Here is a 21,686-nt window from a genome sequence, read left to right as displayed (position 1 = left end):
TGCGATAGGGGGCGACATGACCAACGATAGGGGTTGTCCGATCCGGCGAGGGTGCCGTGCGGACGGGTCATGGCGTGCCGCAGGGACGAGTCATGGCGTGCCGCCTACCAGATGGTCGAGGGTGCGACGCAACGCCTCCGGCAGCGCGGTGCGGGGCTGCCAGCCGGTCACCTCGCGGTAGGCCGACGCGTCAACCACCAGGCTGTGCAGGTCCATCTCGGAGGCGCCCGCCGGTGGCGGTACCGACTCGACCGGCACCGGCGGCGTCCCGGTCCGCTCGCCGACCAAGGCGGCGACGGCGGTGAAGAGCTCCCGCAGGGTGGTCCCGTGCCCGCTGCCGAGCACCCAGTGCCGGCCGGCCAGCGCGTCCGGATGGTCCAGCGCCAAGACGAACGCCTCGGCGACATCGTCGACGAACAGCAGATCGCGCCGTACCGCCCCGTCCGCCCAGACGGTCAGCGGTTGCCCGGCCAGCGCCCGCCGGATCATCGCGCTGACCACCCCACGGTCGACCACCTCCGGTGCCCGCGCCGGCCCGAAGACGGTCGGCAGGCGCAGGGTCACGCCACGCACGACACCCTCGGCGGTGGCCGCCTCCACGGCCCGCTGCGCCGCGAGCTTCTGTCGGTCGTAGCCGGTGACGGGCCGATCCGGCTCCGAGCCGTCGATCCACTCCGGACCGGGGCCCACCTGGGACGTGGACCCCGGAAAGACCACGACGGGCGCGGGCCGGGTCCCCCGGGCGGGCGGCTCGGCCAGCGCGGCGAGCACACCCCGTACCACCCCCACGTTGACCTCTCGCGCGGCCGGCTCGTCATCGGTCAGCCGCCACGTGCCCCGTCCGGCGTAGAGCACCAGCGGCAGCACCGCGTCGGCCCCGGCGACGGCCTCGCGTACCTGACGCGGGTCGGTCAGATCCCGCGCCAGACGTTCGACCGGCGCCGGACCGGGCGGCGACGCGGGCAGGCGCCGGGACACCAGCCGCAACCGTACGTCCCGCCGGCTCAGCAGGGCGGACACGGCCGAGCCGACGAAGCCACCGGCGCCCAGGATCGCGACCAGCGGAGAACCGTTGGATCCGACCGGCGGAGAACCGCCGGATCCGACCGGCGGAGAACCGCCGGACCCGGCCGACGGCGCGTCACGGGTGGGCGGTGCGCCGTCAGGCAAGGTGAACCTCGGGGACGTACCGAAGCCACTGCCCACCCGCCGCCCGGAAGGCGGTCTCCTTCGCCATGATCTCGTCGGCGTGGTTCCAGGCGAACAGCAGCGCGTACGGCGGGTAGGGGCTGGCGAAGGCTTCCGGCCCGCGCACCGGGATGTGCGAGCCCGGGGTCAGTCGCCCCTGCTTGGCGGGGGTGGTGTCACAGATGAAGTCGATCCGGTCCGGGCCGATCCCGCAGAAGTTGAGCACGGTGGCGCTCTTGGCCGTGGCGCCGTAGCCGACCACCCGCTGGCCCCGGGCGTGACAGTCGTCGAGAACCTCGGTCAGCCGCTGGCGGATCCGTTCGACCCGCGTACCGAAGCGCCGCAGCGTGGCCGGCTCGGTGAGGCCTTCCCGACGTTCCGCCGCCAGCAGGTCGGCGACGGCCGGCGACGGCGTACGGGTGCCCGGGCGGGCCAGCGTGTAGCGGACCTCGCCGCCGTGTACCGCAAGCCGTTCGACGTCCACCAGTTCCAACCCGTGCCGGGCGGCCATCGCCTGCACCGAGCCACCGGCGAACAGGAAGAAGTGTTCGTCGTAGATCTGGTCGAAGGAGGCCCGTTCGACGATGTCGGCGAAATAGGGGTCCTCGAACACGAAGACGCCGTCCGGGGCGAGGAGTTCCCGTACCCCCTTGAGGATGGAGTCGATGTAGGGGATGTGACACAGGGTGTTGGCCGCGTAGATGACGTCGGCCGGCCCGTCGTTGGCCAGGATGTCAGCGGCCACCGACGCCTCGAAGAAGTCGGTGCGGACCCGTACCCCGCGCTGTGCGGCCATGGCGGCCACGCCGCCGGACGGTTCCACCCCGAGGTGGCGTACCCCGGCGTCGGCGACGGTGCCGAGCATCGTCCCGTCGTTGCAACCGATCTCGACGATGAAGGGGTCGGGCCGGTGGAGTTCGCCCGCGAGGAAGCGCCGCGCGAGCGTCTCGAAGTGCGACCGCATGACGGCCGATCCACGGGAGATGTACGGGTAGTCCTCGTGGAACATCCGCTCGCGTGGCACCTCCTCCATGAGCTGTACCATCGTGCAGGTCTGGCAGATGCCCACGGCGAGTCGATAAAAGAACTCGTCCTCCGTCCGTTCCGGTGGCAGGAAGGCGTCGGACAGCGGTTGCCGCCCGAAGTCGAAGAACTCCTCCACGGGACCGGCGCAGACGCGGCAGGTCGACATCGCGGGCATGTACGGCACTCCTAGTTGTCGGTGGGCTGCGACAGGGCGCTGGTGGAGGTGAGCAGGGCGCGCAGGTCGGCCTTGCGCTTGACTTTGAGCTTGCGGTAGATCCTGGTCAGATGCTGCTCGACGGTACTGACGGTGATGAACAGGCGGCAGGCGATCTCTCGGTTCGGGTAGCCGAACCGGGCCAGTTCGGCGACCCGGCGTTCGGAGTCGGATAACACAGACAAAAGTGGTGCGGGCGAAGGATCGGCCGACGCGTCCTCGGCAGCCGGTCGCGCGCCGACGACGGTGTCGGCGGCTGGCGTGGGACCGCCGACATCCATCCGTGTCCCGGCCGGCTCCGCACCGTGGTCGCCGGTGAGCCCGCGACCGGCCCGTCGTTCCTGGTCGCTGCTGGCCCGTCGTTCCTGGTCGCTGCTGGCCCGTCGTTCCTGGTCGCTGCTGGCCCGTCGTTCCTGGTCGCTGCTGGCTCCGGCGGCCGCCCGCCGCTCATGGTCGGCCTGACGGGCCGTCGTCCGGGCCTGCTCGCCGTCGCCGAGCTGCTCGTGTGCCTGGGCGAGGTCGGTCAGCGCGGCGATGAGCCCGAGTCGGTCTCCGGCGGCCCGGAGGCGGTCGATCGACTCGCGGAGCAGTGCGATTCGCTGCCACGGTTCGCTGCCGGTGGCGAGCACCCGCAGCGCGAGTCCTCGGATACGCGAGTCACCGCCGCTGCGAGCGAGTTGCTGCTGGATCAGGTCGCGGGCGATGTCGGAGCGGCCCAGGCGGAACTGGGCCTCGGCCAGATCGAGCCGCCAGGTGGCCAGCACCGGGCCGTCCACCCCCCACCTGCGCATCAGCCGCCCACAGGTGTGGAAGTCGTTGGCGGCTGCCAGGACCGCGCCGGTGGCCAGTTTCAGACGTCCCCGCGCGTACCGGTAGCGCAGACCCCACACGGTGTCGTCGGCAGCCTCCGGGATCCGCTGTGCCAGCACCCGCGCGGCGGTCTCGTGCGAGCCGAGGGCGGTGTGCGCCATCACGAGAGTGGCCAGCGGATAGGCGATCAGCACCCCCCAGCGCGGGGCCGGCAGCCGGTGCAGGGCCGCGTCGACCTGGGCGACCGAGATCGCCGGCTCACCGCGCACCAGGGCGATCTCGGCCCGTACCACTCGGAGCAGCGCCTCCCAGGTGATCGCGGCGCGTCGCTCTGCCTGACCGATCAGCCGGTCGCACCGGAGCGTCGCCTGGTCGGGCTCGCCGCCGTGGGCGAGCGCCAGCAGCGCGGTCGCCACGACTTCGATCGCGACTTCGCCGAGGCGGTAGCTCTGCAGTAGCTGCCGGGCACCGACGACCGCGCTCGCCGCGCTACCGTGCCAGACCCTCGTCAGGGACCGGGCCAGGTCGGGCCAGGGATCGTGCGACTCGTCCGGGGTGCGTGCCGGCCAGTCCTGTCGGGAACCGTGGAACCACTGGTACGTGATGCGCAGCTCGGCCTCGGTCTTGGTCTCCAGCAGCCGGTTCGTCTCGGTGGCGGCCCGGAGTACCTGCCCGACCCGGTCGTGGGCGCCCTGCCAGAGCGCGAGGCGTGCCATCGTCAGCAGATCGCGGTCGCGGAATTCGCCCTGGTGCGCGGCGGCCCAGAGCGGTTCGAGGTGGGCGGCGGTCGCCGACGGGTTCACCTGTTCCAGTGCCCGGACCAGGACGCTGGCCACCGCGAGCCGGTCCTCGGCTCCGCCTGCGCAGGCCAGTGCCAGTTCCAAGCAGCGGACGGCGTGCATCGGGTCCTCTGCGGCCAGGGCGTGTTCGGCCGCTTCGCGCAGCACCCGTGCGACCCAGTGCGTACCCTTGCCGTCCGCCGCGAGCAGGTGGTGTGCGACGTCGACGGCAGGCGCTCCCCGATGGAACATCGACTCGGCGACTCGGCGGTGCAGTTCGGCGCGCTCCTGCGCCGTCATGTCGGCCAGGATTGCCTCGATCGCGGCCGGATGCCGCAGGCGGTCGTTCATCACCAGACCGGCTGTCGTCGCGGTCCGGAGCAGACTCGCCGCCGTGACCGTGCCGAGGCCGAGGAGCCGGCCGAGTGTCGGTGGCGGACACTGCTCGTCGAGGACGGCCAACGCGCGTACGCAGTCCAGGAGTTGGCGTTCCCAGCGGTGGGCGCTTTCGACGACCGCCTGCCGGTAATGGGGTCCGGCCACCATCGGTTGGTACGGGTCCGGATCTGGATGGGCGGTCGCTCTGCTCTCGTCGGGTGGAACCCTCGGATGGCCGGCACCGGGCCGGGCCGGGAGCGCTCGTTCCTGGTGGTCGCGGAGCAGCGCGTTGACCAGGAGCGGATTTCCGGCGCTGAGCCGATGACACGGCAACGCGATCCGGGCGGCGACGTCCGCGTCGAAAGCCTTGGCGAACAGGTTTTCCACGCTCTCCACCGACATTGGCGCGAGCCCGATGCGTTCGCGGTGGGGACGACTCATCTCCGAGGCCAGGAACGGGATCGCGAATTGGGTTGGGCTTCGAACCGTGAGCACCAGCATGGCGTGGGCGTTTCTGAGTCGGCGGTCGACCGCGACGAGCACTCTCATCGACCAGGGATCGGTGAACTCGGCGTCGTCGACACAAACGACAACAGGTCCATCCTTGGTGGACCGTCCCGGACCCGGGCGCAGGAGCAGCTTCGCGAGTTCGCTGGAGGTCCGGGCGCATCGACAGTCGCTGCCGACATCGTGGCCCTTGGGGTGATCGTGGCCGGTGTCGCAGCCGCCGATCAGCCGAAGCAGCTGGTCTGCGGGCTCCCCCAGCTGCGCGCTCTGTACGAGCTGGTCCACGACACCCAGCGGAAGTGAGCGTTCGGGCGAGGCGCCCGAGGCGCGAACGACCCGTGCGCCGTCGATCGCGGCGCATTGGGAGAACTCGTGCAGCAGGGCGCTCTTTCCGCTTCCGAGACCACCGACGACGAGGACCGTGCCACCTCGACCGGCCGAGGCCCGTGCGAGCCCGGCGCGCAGAGCTTCCAGCGCCTCGTGGTACTCGATGTACGCCATGCCGTCCCCACGTGACCGGTACACACCTGATACCGCCGGACCCGAATACCTACCCGTCCACTTGGCCCAATCGGCGGAACGCGTCGATGACACTCGATCGATTACATGTCCACAAGTGACATCGTGCCATCAAAATTGGCCCGCCCCGATGTTAGCGCAGCAGGTTTCACAGTCAAGAACGGAACCTTGCGCATTCACATCGATACGATGTGTGTCGATCAGGAATCCCGCCGGCTGCCCACTGTCGATCCAGCCACCATCGACAAACGGTGCGGTCGACAAACGGTGCGGTCGACAAACGGTGCGGTTCGCCGGATATCGCATGCATCGTCCGGCGGACACATCATCCCCGAATTCCGCATACCGACATATCCGACGGCGCGCCGGCGATACTCAGGTTTGGGTCGGAAAGCCGAGATTGACGCCGCCGTGGCGGGGGTCGAGCCAGCGGCTGGTCACCACCTTGCCGCGGGTGAAGAAGTGCACCCCGTCGCGGCCGTGGGCATGGCTGTCGCCGAACAGCGACGCCTTCCAGCCGCCGAACGAGAAGTACGCCATCGGCACCGGGATCGGCACGTTGATGCCGACCATCCCGACCTCCACCTCGTGCTGGAAGCGCCGGGCGGCACCGCCGTCGTTGGTGAAGATCGCCGTACCGTTGCCGTAGGAGTTGGCGTTGACCAGCTCCAACGCGGCGTCGTAGGAGTCGACCCGCAGCACCGACAGCACCGGGCCGAAGATCTCGTCGGTATAGACCGACATCTGCGGGGTCACCTGGTCCAACAGGGTCGGACCGAGCCAGAACCCGCGCTCGTCCCCGTCGACCGGCACGCCCCGACCGTCGACCACGATCTTCGCGCCCTCGGCGGCACCGGCGGCCACGTACCCGGCGACCCGGTCGCGGTGCGCGGCGGTGATCAGCGGCCCCATGTCGCAGCCGGGCCGACGGCCGTCACCGGTCCGGATCCGGCCGAGCCGTTCGACGATCCGGGCCACCAGATCGTCGCCGACCGGCTCCACCGCCACCAGGGCGGAGATCGCCATACACCGCTCCCCCGCCGAGCCGAAGCCGGCGTTGACCGCCGCGTCGGCGGCCAGGTCGAGGTCGGCGTCGGGCAGCACCACCATGTGGTTCTTCGCCCCGCCGAGGGCCTGGACACGTTTGCCGGCAGCGGTGCCCCGGGTGTAGACGTGCCGGGCCACCGGGGTCGAGCCGACGAACGACGCCGCGCGTACGCCTGGGTGGTCCAGCAGTGCGTCGACGGCCTCGCGGTCGCCGTGCACGACGTTGCAGACCCCGGGCGGCAGTCCGGCCTCGGCGAACCATTCGGCGAGCAGCACCGCCGCCGACGGGTCCTTCTCGGACGGTTTGACCACGACGGCGTTGCCGCAGGCGACGGCGATCGGCACGAACCACAGCGGCACCATCGCCGGGAAGTTGAAGGGCGAGATCACCGCGACCACGCCGAGCGGCTGACGCAGGCTGTACGAGTCGACCTCGGTGGAGACGTTCTCGCTGAAGCCGCCGGTGAGCAGCGTCGGGATGCCGCAGGCGTACTCGACGACCTCTAGGCCGCGCTGCACCTCGCCGGCGGCGTCGGCGAGGACCTTGCCGTGCTCGGCGGTGATCACGGCGGCGAGTTCGTCACGCCGGGCGTTGATGATCTCACGAAAGGCGAACAGCACGCTGGCCCGCCGCGACAGCGACACGTCCCGCCAGTCGCGGGCCGCCCGGGCCGCCACCCGCACGACCTCGTCGACCTGCGCGGCGGAGGCGAACCCGACGGTGGCGGCGACCTGCCCGGTCGCCGGGTCGAACACCTCACCGTGCCGACCATCGCCGCCGACGTCCATGGCGGTACGGACACCGTCGACGAAATGCGCGATCCGGTTCATGCCATACCTCCGACGACGGTGGCTGAGACCGACGCGATCGCGTCGACCAGGATCGCCAGGCCTTCCCGGGCCTCGTCCTCGGTGAGGGTCAACGGTGGACCCATCCGCAGCACGTTGCCGTACAACCCGCCCTTGCCGACCAGCAGACCGCCGGCGCGGCAGGCCTCGAACACGGCGGTGGTCGCGGCCGGGTCCGGGTCGCGGGTGCCGGGGCGGACGAACTCCACGGCCAGCATCAGGCCCTTGCCGCGTACCTCGCCGACGATCGGATGCGCGGCGGCGGCCTCGGTCAGCCCGGTGCGCAGCACTTCGCCCGTACGGGCGGCGTTGGCCTGCAGGTCGTGGTCCCGCAGGTAGTCGAGGACGGCGACGCCGGCGGCGGTGCTGACCGGATTGCCGCCGAACGTGGAGAACGAGATCGCCGGTACGGCGTCCATGACGTCGGCGCGGCCGACCACACCGGCCAGGGCGAACCCGTTGCCGATGCCCTTGGCGAAGGTGAGCAGGTCCGGCACGACGCCGTGCGCCTGGTAGCCCCAGAAGTGTTCGCCGGTACGCCCCCAGCCGGTCTGCACCTCGTCGGAGATGAGCAGGATGCCGGACTCGTCGAGGACCTTCTTCCACGCGCCGAGCAGACCGTCGGGGCCGTGCACGAAGCCACCGACACCCTGGATCGGCTCGGCGATCAGGCAGGCGACGTCGCCGGCGGTCTGGGTGGCGAGGATCTCGCGGAGGTCTTCGACGGCGGCGTCGAGGTGGGCGTCGGGGCCGAGCCGGGCCAGCAGGCCGCGCAGCCGGTCACCCGAGTGCAGCCAGGCGACCTGCAGCGGGTTGAGGGCGCTCGCCGACCAGCTGCGGTGCCCGGTGATGCCCATCGTGGCGTACGAGCGGCCGTGGTAGCTGTTGCGGACGGCGAGGATCTGGTGCGACCGGCGGAAGTTGGTGGCGGCCAGCAGCGCCGCTTCGTTGGCTTCGGTGCCGGAGTTGGTGAAGAAGACCCGGGCGTCGACGATGCCGGACAGCGCGGCGATCCGTTCGGCCAGCTCGACCTGGTGGCGGATCAGGTACAGCGTGGAGGTGTGCACGACACCGGTGGCGAGCTGGCGCTGCACCGCGTCACGGATCTCCGGGATGTCGTAGCCGATCATGTTGGTCAGCACGCCGCCGAAGAAGTCCAGGTAGCTGCGCCCGTCGGCACCGGTGACCCGTCTGCCGGAGCCGGCGACGATCTCCAGGGGTTCGGCGTAGTAGATCGGCATCCAGCCGGGCATGACCGCCCGGTGCCGGGCCAGCAGGTCGTCGGCGGTCATCTGGCGCACCACGCTCCCTGGGTCGTCGATGAGAGAACCTTCCCACCGTGACCGGATGAGGAGCAACTGCCATCGTGTAGCAGCCGCCCGGGCTTGACCTGACACTCCGTCGATTGGCTGGTCGATGGTGGGTGCCGGACCGCCTCCAGCGGGCGCGGTCGGCGCCTGCCCAGGACCGGCTCTCCGTTTCAGTGTGATCCCCCAGCGGGATCGTGATCCCGCTGGGGGATCACGCGGAGATCGAGTCACGCCTCCGGCGGCGGCGGGCCGGGCAGGGACAGCGGGCTAAGCCGCGACGGTCGGGGCCGTGTCGCGGACAGCGGCGGCGAAGACCTCGGAGCGGTGTTCGAAGTTGCGGAAGTGCCCGTAGCTGGGCGCGGCCGGCGACAGCAGCACCACCCCGCCGGCGGGAGTGAGTTCGCGGGCCAGCGCGACCGCCGTCGGAAGGTCGTCGGCTCGCGCGGTCCGGACCCCGGGCAGCCCGGCCAGGGTGTCGAGAATCCGGGGGCCGCTGTCCGGTACGCCGATCACCGTCAACTCACACTCGGCGAGGTGCTCGCGCAGCGGCGTGTAGTCCAGCCCCCGGTCGGTACCGCCGACAATGACGGTCAACGGGCGGCCGGCGTACGCGTCGATCGCGTGCATCGCCGAGTACGGACTGGTGGAGATGCTGTCGTCGACGAAGGTCAGCCCGGACGGGTCGGCGATCTCGGCGAGCCGGTGCGGCAGGCCGGCGAAACCGGCGACCGCGTCGGCGACCGCGTCCCGGTCAGCGACGCAGTCGACGCCGAGGGCCTCGAGCACCGCCAACGCCACGCAGAAATTGCCTTCGTTGTGCCGGCCGGCCAGCGGCAGCACCGCCCGGGCGAACAGCGGCTCGGCCCGCCGGTGCAGGTACGGCCGACCGTCCGGGCCGGGTGCGAGGTGGTAGCCGTCGGGCAGTCCGGCGGCGATCGCCTCCTCGTTGAGCAGCCGCCGGGTAAGCCTCGGATCCGTACCGTTGTAAATGATCGTTTCCGGACCATGAGCGACGATGTTGAGCTTGTCGGAGTAGTAGCGTTCCTCGCTGCCGTGCGAGTCCAGGTGCTCCGGGAACAGTGAGGTCAGCACGGCGATCCGGGGCGAGTCGGTCAGGTCGCTGCACTGGTACGAGGACAGCTCCAACACGTACAGGTCGGCCTCGGGCATGGCCAGCAGCGGTACGCCGATGTTGCCGCCGAACGCGTTCGGCCGACCCAGCGCGGTCAGCAGGTGGCTGATCAGGCTGGACGTGGTGGACTTGCCCTTGCTGCCGGTGACGCCGACGGTCCGGGCGGCGTGATCGGCCATCCACAGCGCGGTGCCGCCGGTGATCGGCACACCGCGTCGGCGCAGCTCGATCACCCATGGGTGGGTCTGCGGCACACCCGGGGAGCGGACCACGACGTCGGCGGCGGCCAGCCGGGCGAAGCCGTCCTCGCCGGTGTGCACCGGAGCGAGGTCGGCGTCCCAGTCGGGCGGGGCTGCCGTCGCGCTGTCGTCGACGGCGACCAGCGCCGCCGGGGACTGGGCGGCGATCGCGGTCACCGCGGCCCGTCCCTCGCGGCCGGTGCCCCACACCGCGACGGATCGGCCACGCAGGTCAGCCAGGCGCACCGGTCATCTCCTCCACTACGAAGCATCTCATCAGGCACCGGATCGGGGGCGCGAACCGGGACTAGTATGTCTGGTCGGTGATCAGTGGAGGAGGTACGGGTGACCCGTGACGAGCTAGGACGATTCACCACGTTCACCTTTCCCACGTTGGAGTTCGACCCGGCGACCGGGGTGGCCGAGCTGGGCTACGCGCTCACCGGCGACGACGGCGCGGAGCTGACCTTCGTCGAGCGGATCACCTTTCCGATGCCCGACGGCACCCCGCCGCCGAGCGGGCCCGGGTCGACGTTCCGCCGGGTGCTGGAACTGCTGCACCTGGTCGCCGGGGTCAGCTACTACAAGGTGGCGGCACCGGCGCGGCTGGTGGCGCCGGCCCCGTTGGGGGGCGAGGCGGTGGCGCTGGTCACCGCCGTCTACACCAAGGGCCTGGCCGAGTACGCGTACCGCAACGCCCTGCCGCACGTGCTCGACCTGGCACCGGTGGTGCCGGACGGGGTGCCGAGCGCGCCGACGCCGGTGGACACCGGTGACCGGCGGCCGTTGTCGGCGGTGGGCGGCGGCAAAGACTCGATCGTCACCCTGGAGGCGCTGTGTCGGGCCGGGTTCGACCCGGTGCCGTTCTCGGTCAACCCCAATCCGGTGATCGTCGCGGTCAACGCGGCGTCCGGGTTGCCGGCGCTGGCCGCCCGCCGGGCATTGGACCTGCGACTGTTCGACCTCAACGCGGCCGGGGCGTACAACGGTCACATCCCGGTCACCGCGATCAACTCGCTGATCGCGGTCGGTACGGCGGTCCTGCACGGCCTCGGCCCGGTGGTGATGTCCAACGAGCGCTCCGCGTCCGACCCGAACCTGATCTGGAACGGACACGAGATCAACCATCAGTGGTCCAAGGGCGTCGAGGCCGAAGGGTTGCTGCGGGCCGCCCTGCAGGGCCACGCCGGGCTGAGCGAGCCGTACTTCTCGCTGCTGCGGACCCTCTCCGAGCTGCACATCGCCAAGCTGTACGCGGCGTCGACCGGCTACGACCCGGTGGTGACCAGCTGCAACGCGGCGTTCAAGTTGCGCGACCGCAGTGAACGCTGGTGCGGGGCGTGCCCGAAGTGCCGGTTCGTGTTCCTGGCGTTCGCGCCGTTCATGGCGCGCGACCGACTGGTCGGCATCTTCGGCGTCGACCTGCTGGCCGACCCGGCCCAGCTGGCGGGCTACCGGGAGTTACTCGGCGTCGACGGGCACAAGCCGTTCGAGTGTGTCGGCGAGGTCGAGGAGTCCCTGGTCGCGTTGCGGATGCTGGCGTCGGCGCCGCAGTGGCGCGACGCGCCGCTGGTCGGTGAGCTGATGGCGGCGGTGCCGGAACAGGCGTGGCCGGCGGTCGACGCCTCCGACGTGCTGCTGCCCGGCGGCCCGCACTTCGTGCCGGCCGCGTACGCGAAGGTCCTCACCGCCTTGCTGTGAGCTCATCGCGTGCGGGGCTTTGTCACATCTTGCAAAGCATTGATGATCGCGAACGGAATTTCTATTCTCACGAGAGGTAATCACGTTTCCAGGAAGGATCTGGCGCATGCTCAAGTTCCTTCGCAACGCCATCGTCGCGGCAGTGACGGTGATGTCGACCAGCCTGGTACTCAGCGCCCCCGCTGAGGCCAACTTCCCATCCCCACCGGTGGGGGCACTCATCGAGGTCAGGTTCTACACCACCAGCGCTTACACCACCGAGATCGGCAAGTGGGTCTACGGTGCCTGCGACGGTGTGTGGGTGGATCAGGACTGGGGTTCGCGGAGCCACTTCTACCGCGACCGGGTCGTTCCCTGCTATGTCTGATCCGCCGACCACCTCCCGATGATCGCTGCCGGCACCGGCGAGCTTGCCGTAGGCCGGGTCGGCCCGTTGTCGGACTGGCAGATCAGCAGGATCCGGCCACCGCGGTCGGCGACGATCCGGTTCAGGTGGGCGTAGACCTGGTCCAGCGGCAGGTTGATCGCCCCGTCGATGTGGGCGGTCTCGAACTCGGCCGGGGTCCGCACGTCGACGACGAGGGTGTCGGCGTTGGCCGCCAGCAACGCCCGTGCGGCGGGGACGTCGATGCTCGGACGGGTGGCGGTGGGGGGCATGTCGTCTCCCTGGGGTGGTGGTGTCAGTCGGTGGTCAGGTCGGCGACGCCGGCACCGTCGAGCACGGCGGCCCGGTAGCCGGCCCGGACGAGCAGGCTGGCGGCGATGGCTGCGCGACGGCCGCTGCCACAGGCGACCAGGACCGGGTGTCGCGGGTCGAGTTCGGCGGGGATGCCGTCGGTGACCAGGTCGGCGAGGAACCGTTCGACGGCTCCCGGCCAGCTGACCTTCGCCCGTTCGGTCGGCATCCGTACGTCGAGAAGTTGGGCGTCGGGCCCGGCCAGCCGCTGCTGGAAGGCGGCCAGGTCGAGCAGTTCGTAACCGGGACCGAGGTGGTCGGCGGACGCGGGCCGGTAGACGGCGCGGACGGCGTCGACGCCGATGCGGGCGAGTTGGACGACGGCCTCGGTGACGTCCTGCTCGGGTTCGGCGACCAGCACGATCGGTGCCCCGTACGGCAGCAACCAGCCGGCCCAGCTGCCGAAGTCGTCGGTGAGCGTGATGCCGACCGAGCCGGGTACGAGGCCGCCGGCCTGGACGTGGCGGGGCCGGACGTCGACCAGCTGGGTGGCGTCGTCAACGAGGCGGGTGGCGTCATCGGCCGGCAGTTCGGCGGCGGTCGGCAGTTCGGCGGCGGTGACCTCGGGTACGGCGATGGTCGGCATCGGTTTCCCGCCCCGGATGTTGGCAGGTCCCAGATATTGGTAGAAGGTCGGGATCGGCATGGGATCGGCGAGCAGCCGGTCGGCGAAGTCCTCCGGGTCGGCGATGCCGAGCAGCGGGTTGTCGTCGACTTCGTCGCCGATGGTGGAGGTACGCCGGCCGGCACCGGTGGTGGTGGCGCAGAACGAGCCCTCGCCGTGGGTCGGGTAGAGCGCGACCGCCCGGGGCAGGCCGGCGAGTCGGTGCAGGGATCCGTGCTGGAGCCGGGCCAGGGTACGGGCGCGGTCGGGGCCGAGCAGGTCGGGCCGGCCGGCGGAGGCGACCAGCAGGCTGCCGCCGGAGAAGACGGCTACCGGTTCGCCGTCGATCAGCACCAGGTAGCTGGTGTGTTCCGGGGTGTGCCCGGGGGTGTGGACGGGCCGCAGGGTGAGGTTGTCGGCCTTGATGTCTTCGAGGTGGAAGGCGGGGGTGTGGCGGTAGGTGGGTGCGGCACCGGCGGGCAGGACCAGTTCGGCACCGGTGCGGCGCGCCGCCTGCGGCCCACCGGAGACGTAGTCGTTGTGCAGGTGTGTTTCCAGCACGAACCGGACGTCGACGTCGCGTTGGGCGGCGGCGTCGAGGAACCGGTCGATGTCGCGTTGCGGGTCGACCAGGATTGCCTTGCCTTCGTGGGTGAACAGGTAGGACTGGTCGCCCAGCCCTGGGGTACGGAACGAGACGAGCTCCACGGATTCTCCCTCCCGGATCAATATACCCATGGGGGTATGTGATCCCAGCATGTTCGGATGACCGTACATCTGCAATACATACCCCCAGGTGTATCCTGCGAACCTGAGCGGGAGGAGCAGACGATGCGGGTCGAAGAGCAGACCACGGCGGATGTGGTCAAGCGGCTACGGCGAGCCGAGGGGCAGATCCGAGGTGTGATCGCCATGCTGGAGTCCGGCCGCGACTGCGCCGAGGTGGTGACCCAACTCGCGGCGGTCTCCCGCGCGCTCGACCGTGCCGGATTCAAGGTCATCGCCAGTGGACTGGAACAGTGCATGGACCCCGACGCGGACCTCGCCGACCGCAAGGCCAACCTGGAACAGATGGAAAAGCTGTTCTTGTCCCTCGCCTGACCGCCGTCGCCGCAGCGCTCAGACGACGCCGCAGCGCTCAGACGACTTCGGCCGGCGTCTGGGCGGCTCGCCACGCCTGGTAGCCGCCGAGCAGGTCGGAGACGTCCGGATGACCGTTGGCGCGCAGCAGGCTGGCAGCCACCGAGGAGCGGTAAGCCCGGCGCAGTGCACCACCACCGGGCGGTCGGTCGGCACCTCGGTGCTCCGCCGGGACAACTCGGCCAGCGGGATGTGCAGCGACCCGTCGATCGCGCCGGAGGAGCGCTCGCCGGAGTTGCGCACGTCGAGCACGACCGGCGGCCGATCGCCGGCCAACGCGGCGACCAACTGCGCCACGGTCAGCCGACTCCCCCGGTCCAGCTGATCGATCATCCGCAGGAACACCTGCTCCGGCTCACGCAGATAGCCGCCGACGGTGTCGAACCCGAACCGGGCCAGCCGGACGACGATCTCCTCCTCGCGGTCCTGCGGTGCCACCACCAGCACCTGCGTGCCGGGAGCGACCACGCGCTGCCGGCGGTCTCGGCGAACCGACCGTCGGCCGGGACGTTGAGCGCACCCCGCACATGCCCGCGACGGTTGAGCACCGCGTCCATCGGCACGCAGGCGTAGTTGGTGGCCGCTGCTCCCGTCGAGGAACGCTCGGTGGACAGGTTCTTGCCGCAGGCCGATCCGTGCCGTGTGCCGGGAAGACCCGTACCGGATCGGGCAGCGCCATCAGCTTGTGCTGGACGCTGTGGTGGAGCATCCGGCCCGGCTCGCCGGTGACGGCGAGCGAGGCGAGCAGGTCGGGACGACCGTCGGACTCAGACTGCGCGGACGCGGGCTCCGGGGTCGGACTCAGACCGGCGGACGGGCCCGGACCGCGTCGAGGGCCAGCAACGCGACATGCAGCGACAGGCAGGTCTGTACCGAATCCAGATCGGCGTCGAGAATCCGGGCCAGCCGGGCCAGCCGCTCGTAGAACGCCGGCCGGGACAGATGGACCGCCGCGGCCGCCGCCGACTTGTTGCGGCCGCACTCCAGGTACGCGCGCAGCGTGGGAAGCAGCGGATCGCGCGGGTGGCGATCCTCGTGGGTCAGCAACGCGCCCAACTCACGCTCGACGAAGACCTGCAGGCGCGGCTCCTCCCGCAACAGATGCAACAACCCGGCCAGGCCGACGTCGGGCAGCCGCAACACCTGGTCCGTCCGGCGGTCCCGCCGCCCGGCCTCGGCCACCTGCCGCGCCTCGACCAGCGACCGCCGCGCCTCCCGGATGCTGTCCACCGCGCTACCGGCGGCGACCACCACCGCAAACGGCTCGGACCGGCGGACCCGATACAGCGCCAGTCGGAAGGCGTCCAGCGCCACGTCCACCGGCCCGGCACCTACCGGGCCAGCGTCCACCGGCATGCTGCCCGCCGACACAGTGCCCGCCGACACAGTGCCCGCTGGCGCGGCGTCGCGCACCGCCACCAGCGCACCCACCGAATTGTCGTCGATCGAGCTGGACAGGCCGGTCAGGCCCGCCTCCCGCAGCGCCAGGCCGACCGCCTCGGCGAGATCGCGCAACCGGGCCTGGGCCGCCTCGGCCGGGGCGTCGTCGTCGACGCCGTCCAATTCCCGGAACCGCACCACGACCCCGACCAGCCGCCGCCGATCCAGCAGGACCCCGAGCGCCCGGGCCCGCAGCGCCACCTCGTCCACCGGCTGCGACCCGTCGAGCAGGGCGGTCAGCAACGTACGGTGAATCTGACGCTCCAAGCCCTCGGCGTCCCGGCGGATCAGCCGGCCCAACGCCAAGGTGGAGGCGGCCCGCTCCACCAGGATCGACAGCCGCACCGGTGGCCGGCCGGCGGGGGTGAGCACCTGCGCCGGGCACCGCAGCAGCAGCCGGCCCCAGTCCTGCCCGCGCGCGCCGACCATGGTGACCAACCAACCCGAGTCGGCATCGTACGCCGTCCGCCCGGCCGGCTGGATCCGGCGGGAATGCTGCTCCCAGCCGTCGAGCAGCAGCCGGGCGTTCTCCCCCGCGCTGTGGAAGGCCAGCACCCGACGCGACAGGTTCTCCAGCACCACCGGCGCACCGGCCAGCTCGGCCGCCTGGCGTACCACCTCGGCGGCCTCCGCGCCCTCGACGGAGAGTTCGGTGAACCGTTGGTGAATCTCCTCGGTGGCCCGCAACTCGCCGATCTGCGCGTCCACGATCAGCGCGTGCACCGCCTCGGTGATCAGCACGAACGGCGTCGCCCGACGTAGTTCCACCAGGGGTAGACCACGCCGTTCGGCGGCGGCGACCATCACCCGGGGCACCGCTGTGCCGTAGCGGCGGCCGAGTTCCACCACCAGCCCGGCCACCCCGACCTCGGCCAGATCGGCGATGAACGCGCGAACCCCCGCGTCGTCGGCCGGCAGCCCGATCCCGGTGGTGAGCACCAACTCACCGCCACGCAGCAGGGTGGCGATGTCCGGAACCTCGGTGACATGCACCCAGCGGACCGGCTGATCGAGCGCTCGTTCGGCGGCGACAACCCGGGGCCCGCCATGGCGCACCGGCTCCAGCGCCAGCACCTCACGTACGGTTGGGAACACCTCGGAGACGGTACCGGTACGGCAGGCAGAATGCCCCGTGTGCCAGTAGTGGAGATCACCGACCCGGGCGACGAGCGGATCGCCGATTACCGTGCGCTGACCGACGTCGAGCTCCGCACCCGTTGGGAACCACCGAACGGGCTGTTCATCGCCGAAGGGGAGCTGGTCGTCCACCGCGCGCTGCGGGCCGGTTACCGGCTCCGGTCGGTGCTGGTCGACGCCAAGCGCGTCGACCAGCTGGCCGAGTTGCCCGCCGAGGCGCCGGTCTACGCCGGAACACCGCCGCTGTTGGAGTCGATCACCGGGTTCCACGTCCACCGGGGCGTGCTCGCCTCGTTCCACCGGCGGCCGTTGCCCACCGTCGAGCGGCTGCTCGACGGTGCCCGGCGACTGGTCGTCCTCGAAGGGCTGAACACCCACACCAATCTGGGGGCGTTGTTCCGCAGCGCCGCCGCGCTCGGCATGGACGCGGTGCTGCTCTCCCCCACCTGCGCGGACCCGCTCTACCGCCGGTCGGTACGGGTCAGCATGGGCGAGGTCTTCGCCGTCCCGTACGCCCGGGCGGGCGACTGGCCGGCGGCGTTGGACACCATCCGGTCCGCCGGGTTCCGGCTGCTGGCTTTGACGCCGGCGCCGGACGCCGTACCGGTGCATCGGCTGACTGCCGCTGACCGGAGCCGACCGGCGCTGCTGTTGGGTGCCGAAGGGCCGGGGCTGAGCGCGGCGGCGCTGCGCGGCGCGGACGTACGGGTGTCGATCCCGATGCGCCGAGGGGTGGACTCGCTCAACGTGGCGACCGCCGCCGCGGTCGCGTTCTGGGAGCTGTCCCGCGACGACGACAGCGATTGAGGCACGCGACCGACGCCGGCTGACACACACGACCGACGCACGCCGGCTGACACACGCGGCCGACGGCCCGGCCGGCGCTCTCGGTCAGCCGGTGGTGCTCGCCCGGGCGTGCACCACCGGCACCATCCGTCCCGCCGACCAGGCCAGCCCGATCCCGGCGGTGAGCGCGAAGACCGCTCCGACGGTCTGCAGCGGACCGGAGAACAGCCCGACGATGCCCAGCAGCGGCGCGGCGACGATCAACAGCCAACCGTCGAGCCGGTTGAACAGGTCCGAGCGCAGCACCGCCCCGCCGGCCAGGAACCAGCCCAGGCTGTACAGCGCGGCACCGACCAACGCCAGTGCGCGCGCCGAGGTGCCGTAGACGATCGTGCCGTCCGGCAGTCCGGCGAACGGCACCATCAGCGCGGCGCCCGCGAGACCGACCAGCAGCGCGGCGACCGCCGTGCCCCGGCTGCGGGCCGCCGCGTGGATCCCGGCGACCGCGACCAGCGCGACCAGACCGAGCCAGCTGGCGATCACCCAGGCGATCAGGTACACGGGACGCCCGTCGACCAGGTCGGGTGCCGGGTTGCCGCCCCGCAGGCCGCTGAGGCTGCTGACCGCGAACGCGACGGCGTACAGCGGCAGCACCCAGATCGCCAGCCGGCTGAACCGGCGCACCGACCACGCCCAGGCGGCGTTGGTGGCCGGGCCAGCGGGGGCTTGTTCGGGGGCGGCGGCCGCCACCACGGCGATCCCCGCGTCGCTGCGCGAAACGACCCGCATCGGCCCGGACCGACCGGCGGTGGCGGCGGCGGTGGTACGGGGTCGGGTGTTCCGGACGGCACGCGTCATCGACGTCGCCTTCCCGTACGGCCGGAACGCGGCGGTCCCGACGCCTGTGGTCACTGACCGACTGATCGTGACAGGCACCGGGACCGTTATGCGGGGATTCTTCAGATTTCGCGGACCGATGCGACCAGCTCGCCCGGCTCGTCGAGGTCTATGCCCGTCGGCTGCGAGGTCAGCCGCGATCCGGTTCGGCGTGACGGTCGGCGGTCATGCCGTCGAACAGTTCAGAGGCGGGCACCGGCTCGGGTGCCGGCAACCCGGCCGGCCGGGCGTTGCCGCCCCGGGTGACCTGCTCGGCGGCACGTACCTCGTCGTTGACCCGCTGCGCTTCGGCGGCGGCCGCCTCGGCCGCTTCGGCCGCCTCGCGTTCGACGGCGCCGGAGTCGACCTGCTGGGACGGTGCGTCGCCGACCATCTGGCTCAACCCGCCGAGCGCGCCGCCGAGACCTTCGAGGGCCTTGGTCAGCTCGGCCGGCACGATCCACATCTTGTTGGACTGGCCGTTGGCGATCTGCGGCAGCGCCTGCAGGTACTGGTAGGCGAGCACCTTCTGACTCGGGTTGGCCTGGTGGATGGCGTCGAAGACCGTACGGATCGCCTTGGCCTGCCCCTCGGCCTGCAGGATGCGGGCCTGGCGGTCACCGTCGGCGCGCAACACGGCGGCCTGCTTCTCACCTTCGGCGCTGAGGATCTGGGACTGCTTGTGCCCCTCGGCGGTGAGGATCGCCGCGCGGCGGTCCCGTTCGGCGCGCATCTGCTTCTCCATCGAGTCGCGGATGCTCGGCGGCGGCTCGATCGCCTTGATCTCCACCCGGGTGACCTTGATCCCCCAGCGTCCGGTGGTCTCGTCGAGGACGCCGGACAGGTGCCGGTTGATCTCCTCACGGCTGGTCAGGGCGCGTTCCAGGTCGAGCGAGCCGATCACGTTCCGCAGGGTGGTGACGGTCAGCTGTTCGATGGCCTGCAGGAAGTTGGCGATCTCGTAGGTGGCCGCCCGGGGCTCGACGACCTTGAAGTAGAGCACGGTGTCGATCGAGACGACCAGGTTGTCGGAGGTGATGACCGGTTGTGGCGGGAAGCTGACCACCTGCTCCCGCATGTCGACCTTGGCGCGGACGGTGTCGACGAACGGTACGAGCAGGTTGAGGCCGGGGGTCATGGTGCGCTGGTAGCGGCCGAGCCGCTCGACGACGTCCATCCGTTGTTGCGGAACGATCCGCACCGCGCGGATCAGGGTGATCACTGTGATCAGGGCGATCGCCCCGACCAGCACCGCGATCGCAAGCTCCATCGTTGCTCACCTTTTCGGTTTGGGTGTTCTACGGCAGTTCGCGGTCGATGACGTCGTCCCGCCACACCATGGCGGTCACCCCCTTGACCTCGATGACGCGTACCCGTTCGCCGGGGGCGAAGACCTGCGTCCCGTCGTAGGATCGAGCGCTCCAGGACTCGCCGTCGATCTTGACCCGGCCGCTGTCCGCGTCGACCTGTTCCAGCACGAGCGCGGAGGCGCCCTCGATCGCTTCGACGCCGAACGGTTCATCACCCGTGCTCAGCGCCGACTGGCGGTGCCGCTGGATGATCGGACGGACGGCGAGCACGCTCAACGCGGACACGGCGGCGAAGACGAGCGCTTGCACCAGCACCGGAGCACCGAGCGCGGCGGCGATCGCCGCCGCGAACGCGCCGGCGGCGAACATGATGAGGAAGAGCGTCGCGGTGAACAGCTCAGCGATCGCCAGTACGACGCCCAATACGATCCACAGGACGGGTTCCACGTACCGATCGTGACATGCGCTCGCACGCCTCGGCGACCGACAGCCCGGCAAATCGGACATCAATCGACGACACCCCCGCGAACCGTCACTCTGATTCGATAGCTCGATCACGCAGAGGAGTCACCCACCGTGCCCACCGCGACCATCTCCGCCGAGAGCGTCACGATGATCGACACCACGGTCGCGCAGGCGCAGGCCCGGGGCCGTACGCCGTCGGTCGTCCTCGGTGTGCTCCGCCACGGCCGGCTGGCGCACGTCGCGAGCGCCGGACGTCATCCGGTACCCGACCGCGACCTGCAGTACCGGATCGGCTCCATCACCAAGACGATGACCGCCGCCCTGGTGCTGCAGTTGCGCGACGCCGGCGTCGTCGACCTCGACGATCCGCTGCGCGCGCACCTGCCGGACGTCCCGTTCACCCGGATCACCCTGCGTCAACTCCTCGGACACGCCGCCGGCCTGCAACGCGAACCGGACAGCGACGCCTGGTGGGAGCGGACCACCGGCACCGACCTCGCCGGTCTGCTCGCCACCCTCACCCCGGACAAGGTGGCGTTGCGGCCACACACCGCCTACCACTACTCGAACCTCGCGTACGGGCTGCTCGGCGCGATGACGCGGCGGCTCACGTCGACACCGTGGAGCGAGCTGGTCCGCGACCGCGTCCTCGACCCGCTCGGCATGTCCCGGACCAGCTACCACCCGGCCGCGCCGTTCGCCCCCGGCTACGTGGTGCATCCCTGGCACGGCACCCTGGCCGAGGAACCCCGCACCGACACCGGGGCGATGGCACCCGCCGGACAGCTCTGGTCGACCGTCGAGGACCTCAGCCGGTGGGCCGCCTTCCTCACCGACCCGGATCCGGCCGTACTCGCCCCGGAGACGATGACCGAGATGTGCCGACCGGTCGCGATCGACGACCCGGAGCGGTGGACCGGCGGCCACGGTCTCGGCCCCGAGCTGTACCGGGTCGGAGAACGAGTCTTCGCCGGCCACGGCGGCTCCATGCCCGGCTACGTCGCGCTGCTCGCCGTCCACCGGCCGACCAGGACCGGAGTCGTCGCCTTCGCCAACTCGTACGGCTTCGCCGACGGCAGCATCCGCGAACTCGGCCTGCGGGTACTCGCCGACGTACTCGACCGCGAACCGGAGCCGGTCGCACCGTGGCTACCCGGCCGGCCGCCGGCACCACCCGTGGCCCCGATCTGCGGTCGCTGGTGGTGGATGGGACGCGAGTTTCAGGCCAGCTGGGACGCCGGGCCCGGCGAACTGGTGATCACCCAGCTCGGCCGAGGCCCGGCCCAGACGTCGCGGTTCACGCCGGACGGCCCGGACCGCTGGCGGGGCACCGCCGGCACCCAGCACGGGGAGATCCTCGCCGTACGGCGGGATCCGGCCGGTCACCCGAGGGCGCTGGACATCGCCACCTTCGTCCTGACCCGCGACCCCGACCAGCCCGACCAGCCCGGCTGAGCCGGCAGGTCCGATTGAGCCGGCAGGTCCGACCGGAC

Annotated in this window: 18 protein-coding genes; 5 read left to right on the top strand and 13 right to left on the bottom strand. The window is 71.1% G+C overall.

All coding sequences use genetic code 11. The features are described 5' to 3' along the window. Positions 1-90: 90 nt before the first annotated feature. From O7632_RS16110 to murD, 6 genes are all read right to left on the bottom strand, one after another. Positions 91-1,062, bottom strand: coding sequence for an NAD-dependent epimerase/dehydratase (locus O7632_RS16110; protein ID WP_278120099.1), 972 nt, complete (start codon positions 1,060-1,062; stop codon positions 91-93). Positions 1,063-1,162: 100 nt separating this feature from the next. Continuing rightward, complete coding sequence (locus tag O7632_RS16105; RefSeq protein WP_278120098.1) at positions 1,163-2,380, bottom strand: class I SAM-dependent methyltransferase; 1,218 nt, start codon at positions 2,378-2,380, stop codon at positions 1,163-1,165. 20 nt (positions 2,381-2,400) lie between these two features. Further along, on the bottom strand, positions 2,401-5,403 hold the full coding sequence (locus tag O7632_RS16100) for a LuxR family transcriptional regulator (protein WP_278115248.1): 3,003 nt from the start codon (positions 5,401-5,403) through the stop codon (positions 2,401-2,403). Positions 5,404-5,796: 393 nt separating this feature from the next. After that, positions 5,797-7,299, bottom strand: coding sequence for a CoA-acylating methylmalonate-semialdehyde dehydrogenase (locus O7632_RS16095; protein WP_278115247.1), 1,503 nt, complete (start codon positions 7,297-7,299; stop codon positions 5,797-5,799). Beyond that, complete coding sequence (locus tag O7632_RS16090; RefSeq protein ID WP_278115246.1) at positions 7,296-8,609, bottom strand: aminotransferase class III-fold pyridoxal phosphate-dependent enzyme; 1,314 nt, start codon at positions 8,607-8,609, stop codon at positions 7,296-7,298. The genes O7632_RS16095 and O7632_RS16090 overlap by 4 nt, the downstream gene beginning before the upstream one ends. Before the next feature lie 285 nt (positions 8,610-8,894). Next, complete coding sequence (gene murD / locus O7632_RS16085; protein ID WP_278115245.1) at positions 8,895-10,244, bottom strand: UDP-N-acetylmuramoyl-L-alanine--D-glutamate ligase; 1,350 nt, start codon at positions 10,242-10,244, stop codon at positions 8,895-8,897. A 99-nt stretch (positions 10,245-10,343) separates the two neighbouring features. Between murD and O7632_RS16080 the strand changes: the two genes are divergently transcribed. Next, entirely contained in the window at positions 10,344-11,699 is a 1,356-nt protein-coding gene (locus O7632_RS16080) for a hypothetical protein (protein WP_278115243.1), read from the top strand. Positions 11,700-11,805: 106 nt separating this feature from the next. Next, positions 11,806-12,066, top strand: a complete 261-nt coding sequence (locus O7632_RS16075; RefSeq protein ID WP_278115241.1) for a hypothetical protein — start codon at positions 11,806-11,808, stop codon at positions 12,064-12,066. Here O7632_RS16075 and O7632_RS16070 read toward each other — a convergent pair. Both O7632_RS16070 and O7632_RS16065 read right to left on the bottom strand, forming a co-directional pair. Next, on the bottom strand, positions 12,057-12,356 hold the full coding sequence (locus tag O7632_RS16070) for a rhodanese-like domain-containing protein (RefSeq protein WP_278115239.1): 300 nt from the start codon (positions 12,354-12,356) through the stop codon (positions 12,057-12,059). The two genes, O7632_RS16075 and O7632_RS16070, sit on opposite strands and share 10 nt — an antisense overlap. 23 nt (positions 12,357-12,379) lie before the next feature. Beyond that, positions 12,380-13,747 carry an MBL fold metallo-hydrolase gene (locus tag O7632_RS16065; RefSeq protein ID WP_278115237.1) on the bottom strand — a complete coding sequence of 456 codons (1,368 nt, stop codon included), beginning with the start codon at positions 13,745-13,747 and terminating at the stop codon, positions 12,380-12,382. Positions 13,748-13,870: 123 nt separating this feature from the next. Between O7632_RS16065 and O7632_RS16060 the strand changes: the two genes are divergently transcribed. Continuing rightward, the gene (locus O7632_RS16060) at positions 13,871-14,140 is read left to right on the top strand and encodes a metal-sensitive transcriptional regulator (RefSeq protein ID WP_278115235.1); all 270 of its coding nucleotides are present in this window, start codon (positions 13,871-13,873) and stop codon (positions 14,138-14,140) included. A gap of 18 nt (positions 14,141-14,158) precedes the next feature. On the opposite strand, the gene O7632_RS16055 is transcribed toward O7632_RS16060, so the two are convergent. After that, the gene (locus tag O7632_RS16055) at positions 14,159-14,617 is read right to left on the bottom strand and encodes a rhodanese-like domain-containing protein (protein WP_278115234.1); all 459 of its coding nucleotides are present in this window, start codon (positions 14,615-14,617) and stop codon (positions 14,159-14,161) included. Between the two features lie 363 nt (positions 14,618-14,980). Further along, positions 14,981-16,714, bottom strand: a complete 1,734-nt coding sequence (locus O7632_RS16050; protein WP_278115232.1) for a PucR family transcriptional regulator — start codon at positions 16,712-16,714, stop codon at positions 14,981-14,983. A 39-nt stretch (positions 16,715-16,753) separates the two neighbouring features. Here O7632_RS16050 and O7632_RS16045 point away from each other — a divergent pair, with 39 nt between their 5' ends. Beyond that, entirely contained in the window at positions 16,754-17,563 is an 810-nt protein-coding gene (locus tag O7632_RS16045; RefSeq protein WP_278115230.1) for an RNA methyltransferase, read from the top strand. 84 nt (positions 17,564-17,647) lie between these two features. Here O7632_RS16045 and O7632_RS16040 read toward each other — a convergent pair whose 3' ends face one another. The 3 genes from O7632_RS16040 to O7632_RS16030 all read right to left on the bottom strand — a co-directional run bounded on the left by O7632_RS16040 (position 17,648) and on the right by O7632_RS16030 (position 20,175). Continuing rightward, entirely contained in the window at positions 17,648-18,400 is a 753-nt protein-coding gene (locus tag O7632_RS16040; RefSeq protein ID WP_278115229.1) for a hypothetical protein, read from the bottom strand. Between the two features lie 169 nt (positions 18,401-18,569). Continuing rightward, on the bottom strand, positions 18,570-19,688 hold the full coding sequence (locus O7632_RS16035; RefSeq protein WP_278115227.1) for an SPFH domain-containing protein: 1,119 nt from the start codon (positions 19,686-19,688) through the stop codon (positions 18,570-18,572). Positions 19,689-19,716: 28 nt separating this feature from the next. After that, positions 19,717-20,175, bottom strand: a complete 459-nt coding sequence (locus O7632_RS16030) for an NfeD family protein (RefSeq protein WP_278115226.1) — start codon at positions 20,173-20,175, stop codon at positions 19,717-19,719. Positions 20,176-20,340: 165 nt separating this feature from the next. On the opposite strand from O7632_RS16030, the gene O7632_RS16025 reads away from it, so the two are divergent. Beyond that, positions 20,341-21,648: a serine hydrolase domain-containing protein gene (locus tag O7632_RS16025; protein ID WP_278120096.1), complete on the top strand. Its 1,308-nt coding sequence runs from the start codon at positions 20,341-20,343 to the stop codon at positions 21,646-21,648. The last annotated feature ends 38 nt before the right edge of the window (positions 21,649-21,686 follow it).

This window comes from Solwaraspora sp. WMMD406, assembly GCF_029626025.1.
In the GTDB taxonomy this organism is placed as follows: domain Bacteria; phylum Actinomycetota; class Actinomycetes; order Mycobacteriales; family Micromonosporaceae; genus Micromonospora_E.
This window is presented reverse-complemented; position numbering and strand designations above follow the sequence as displayed.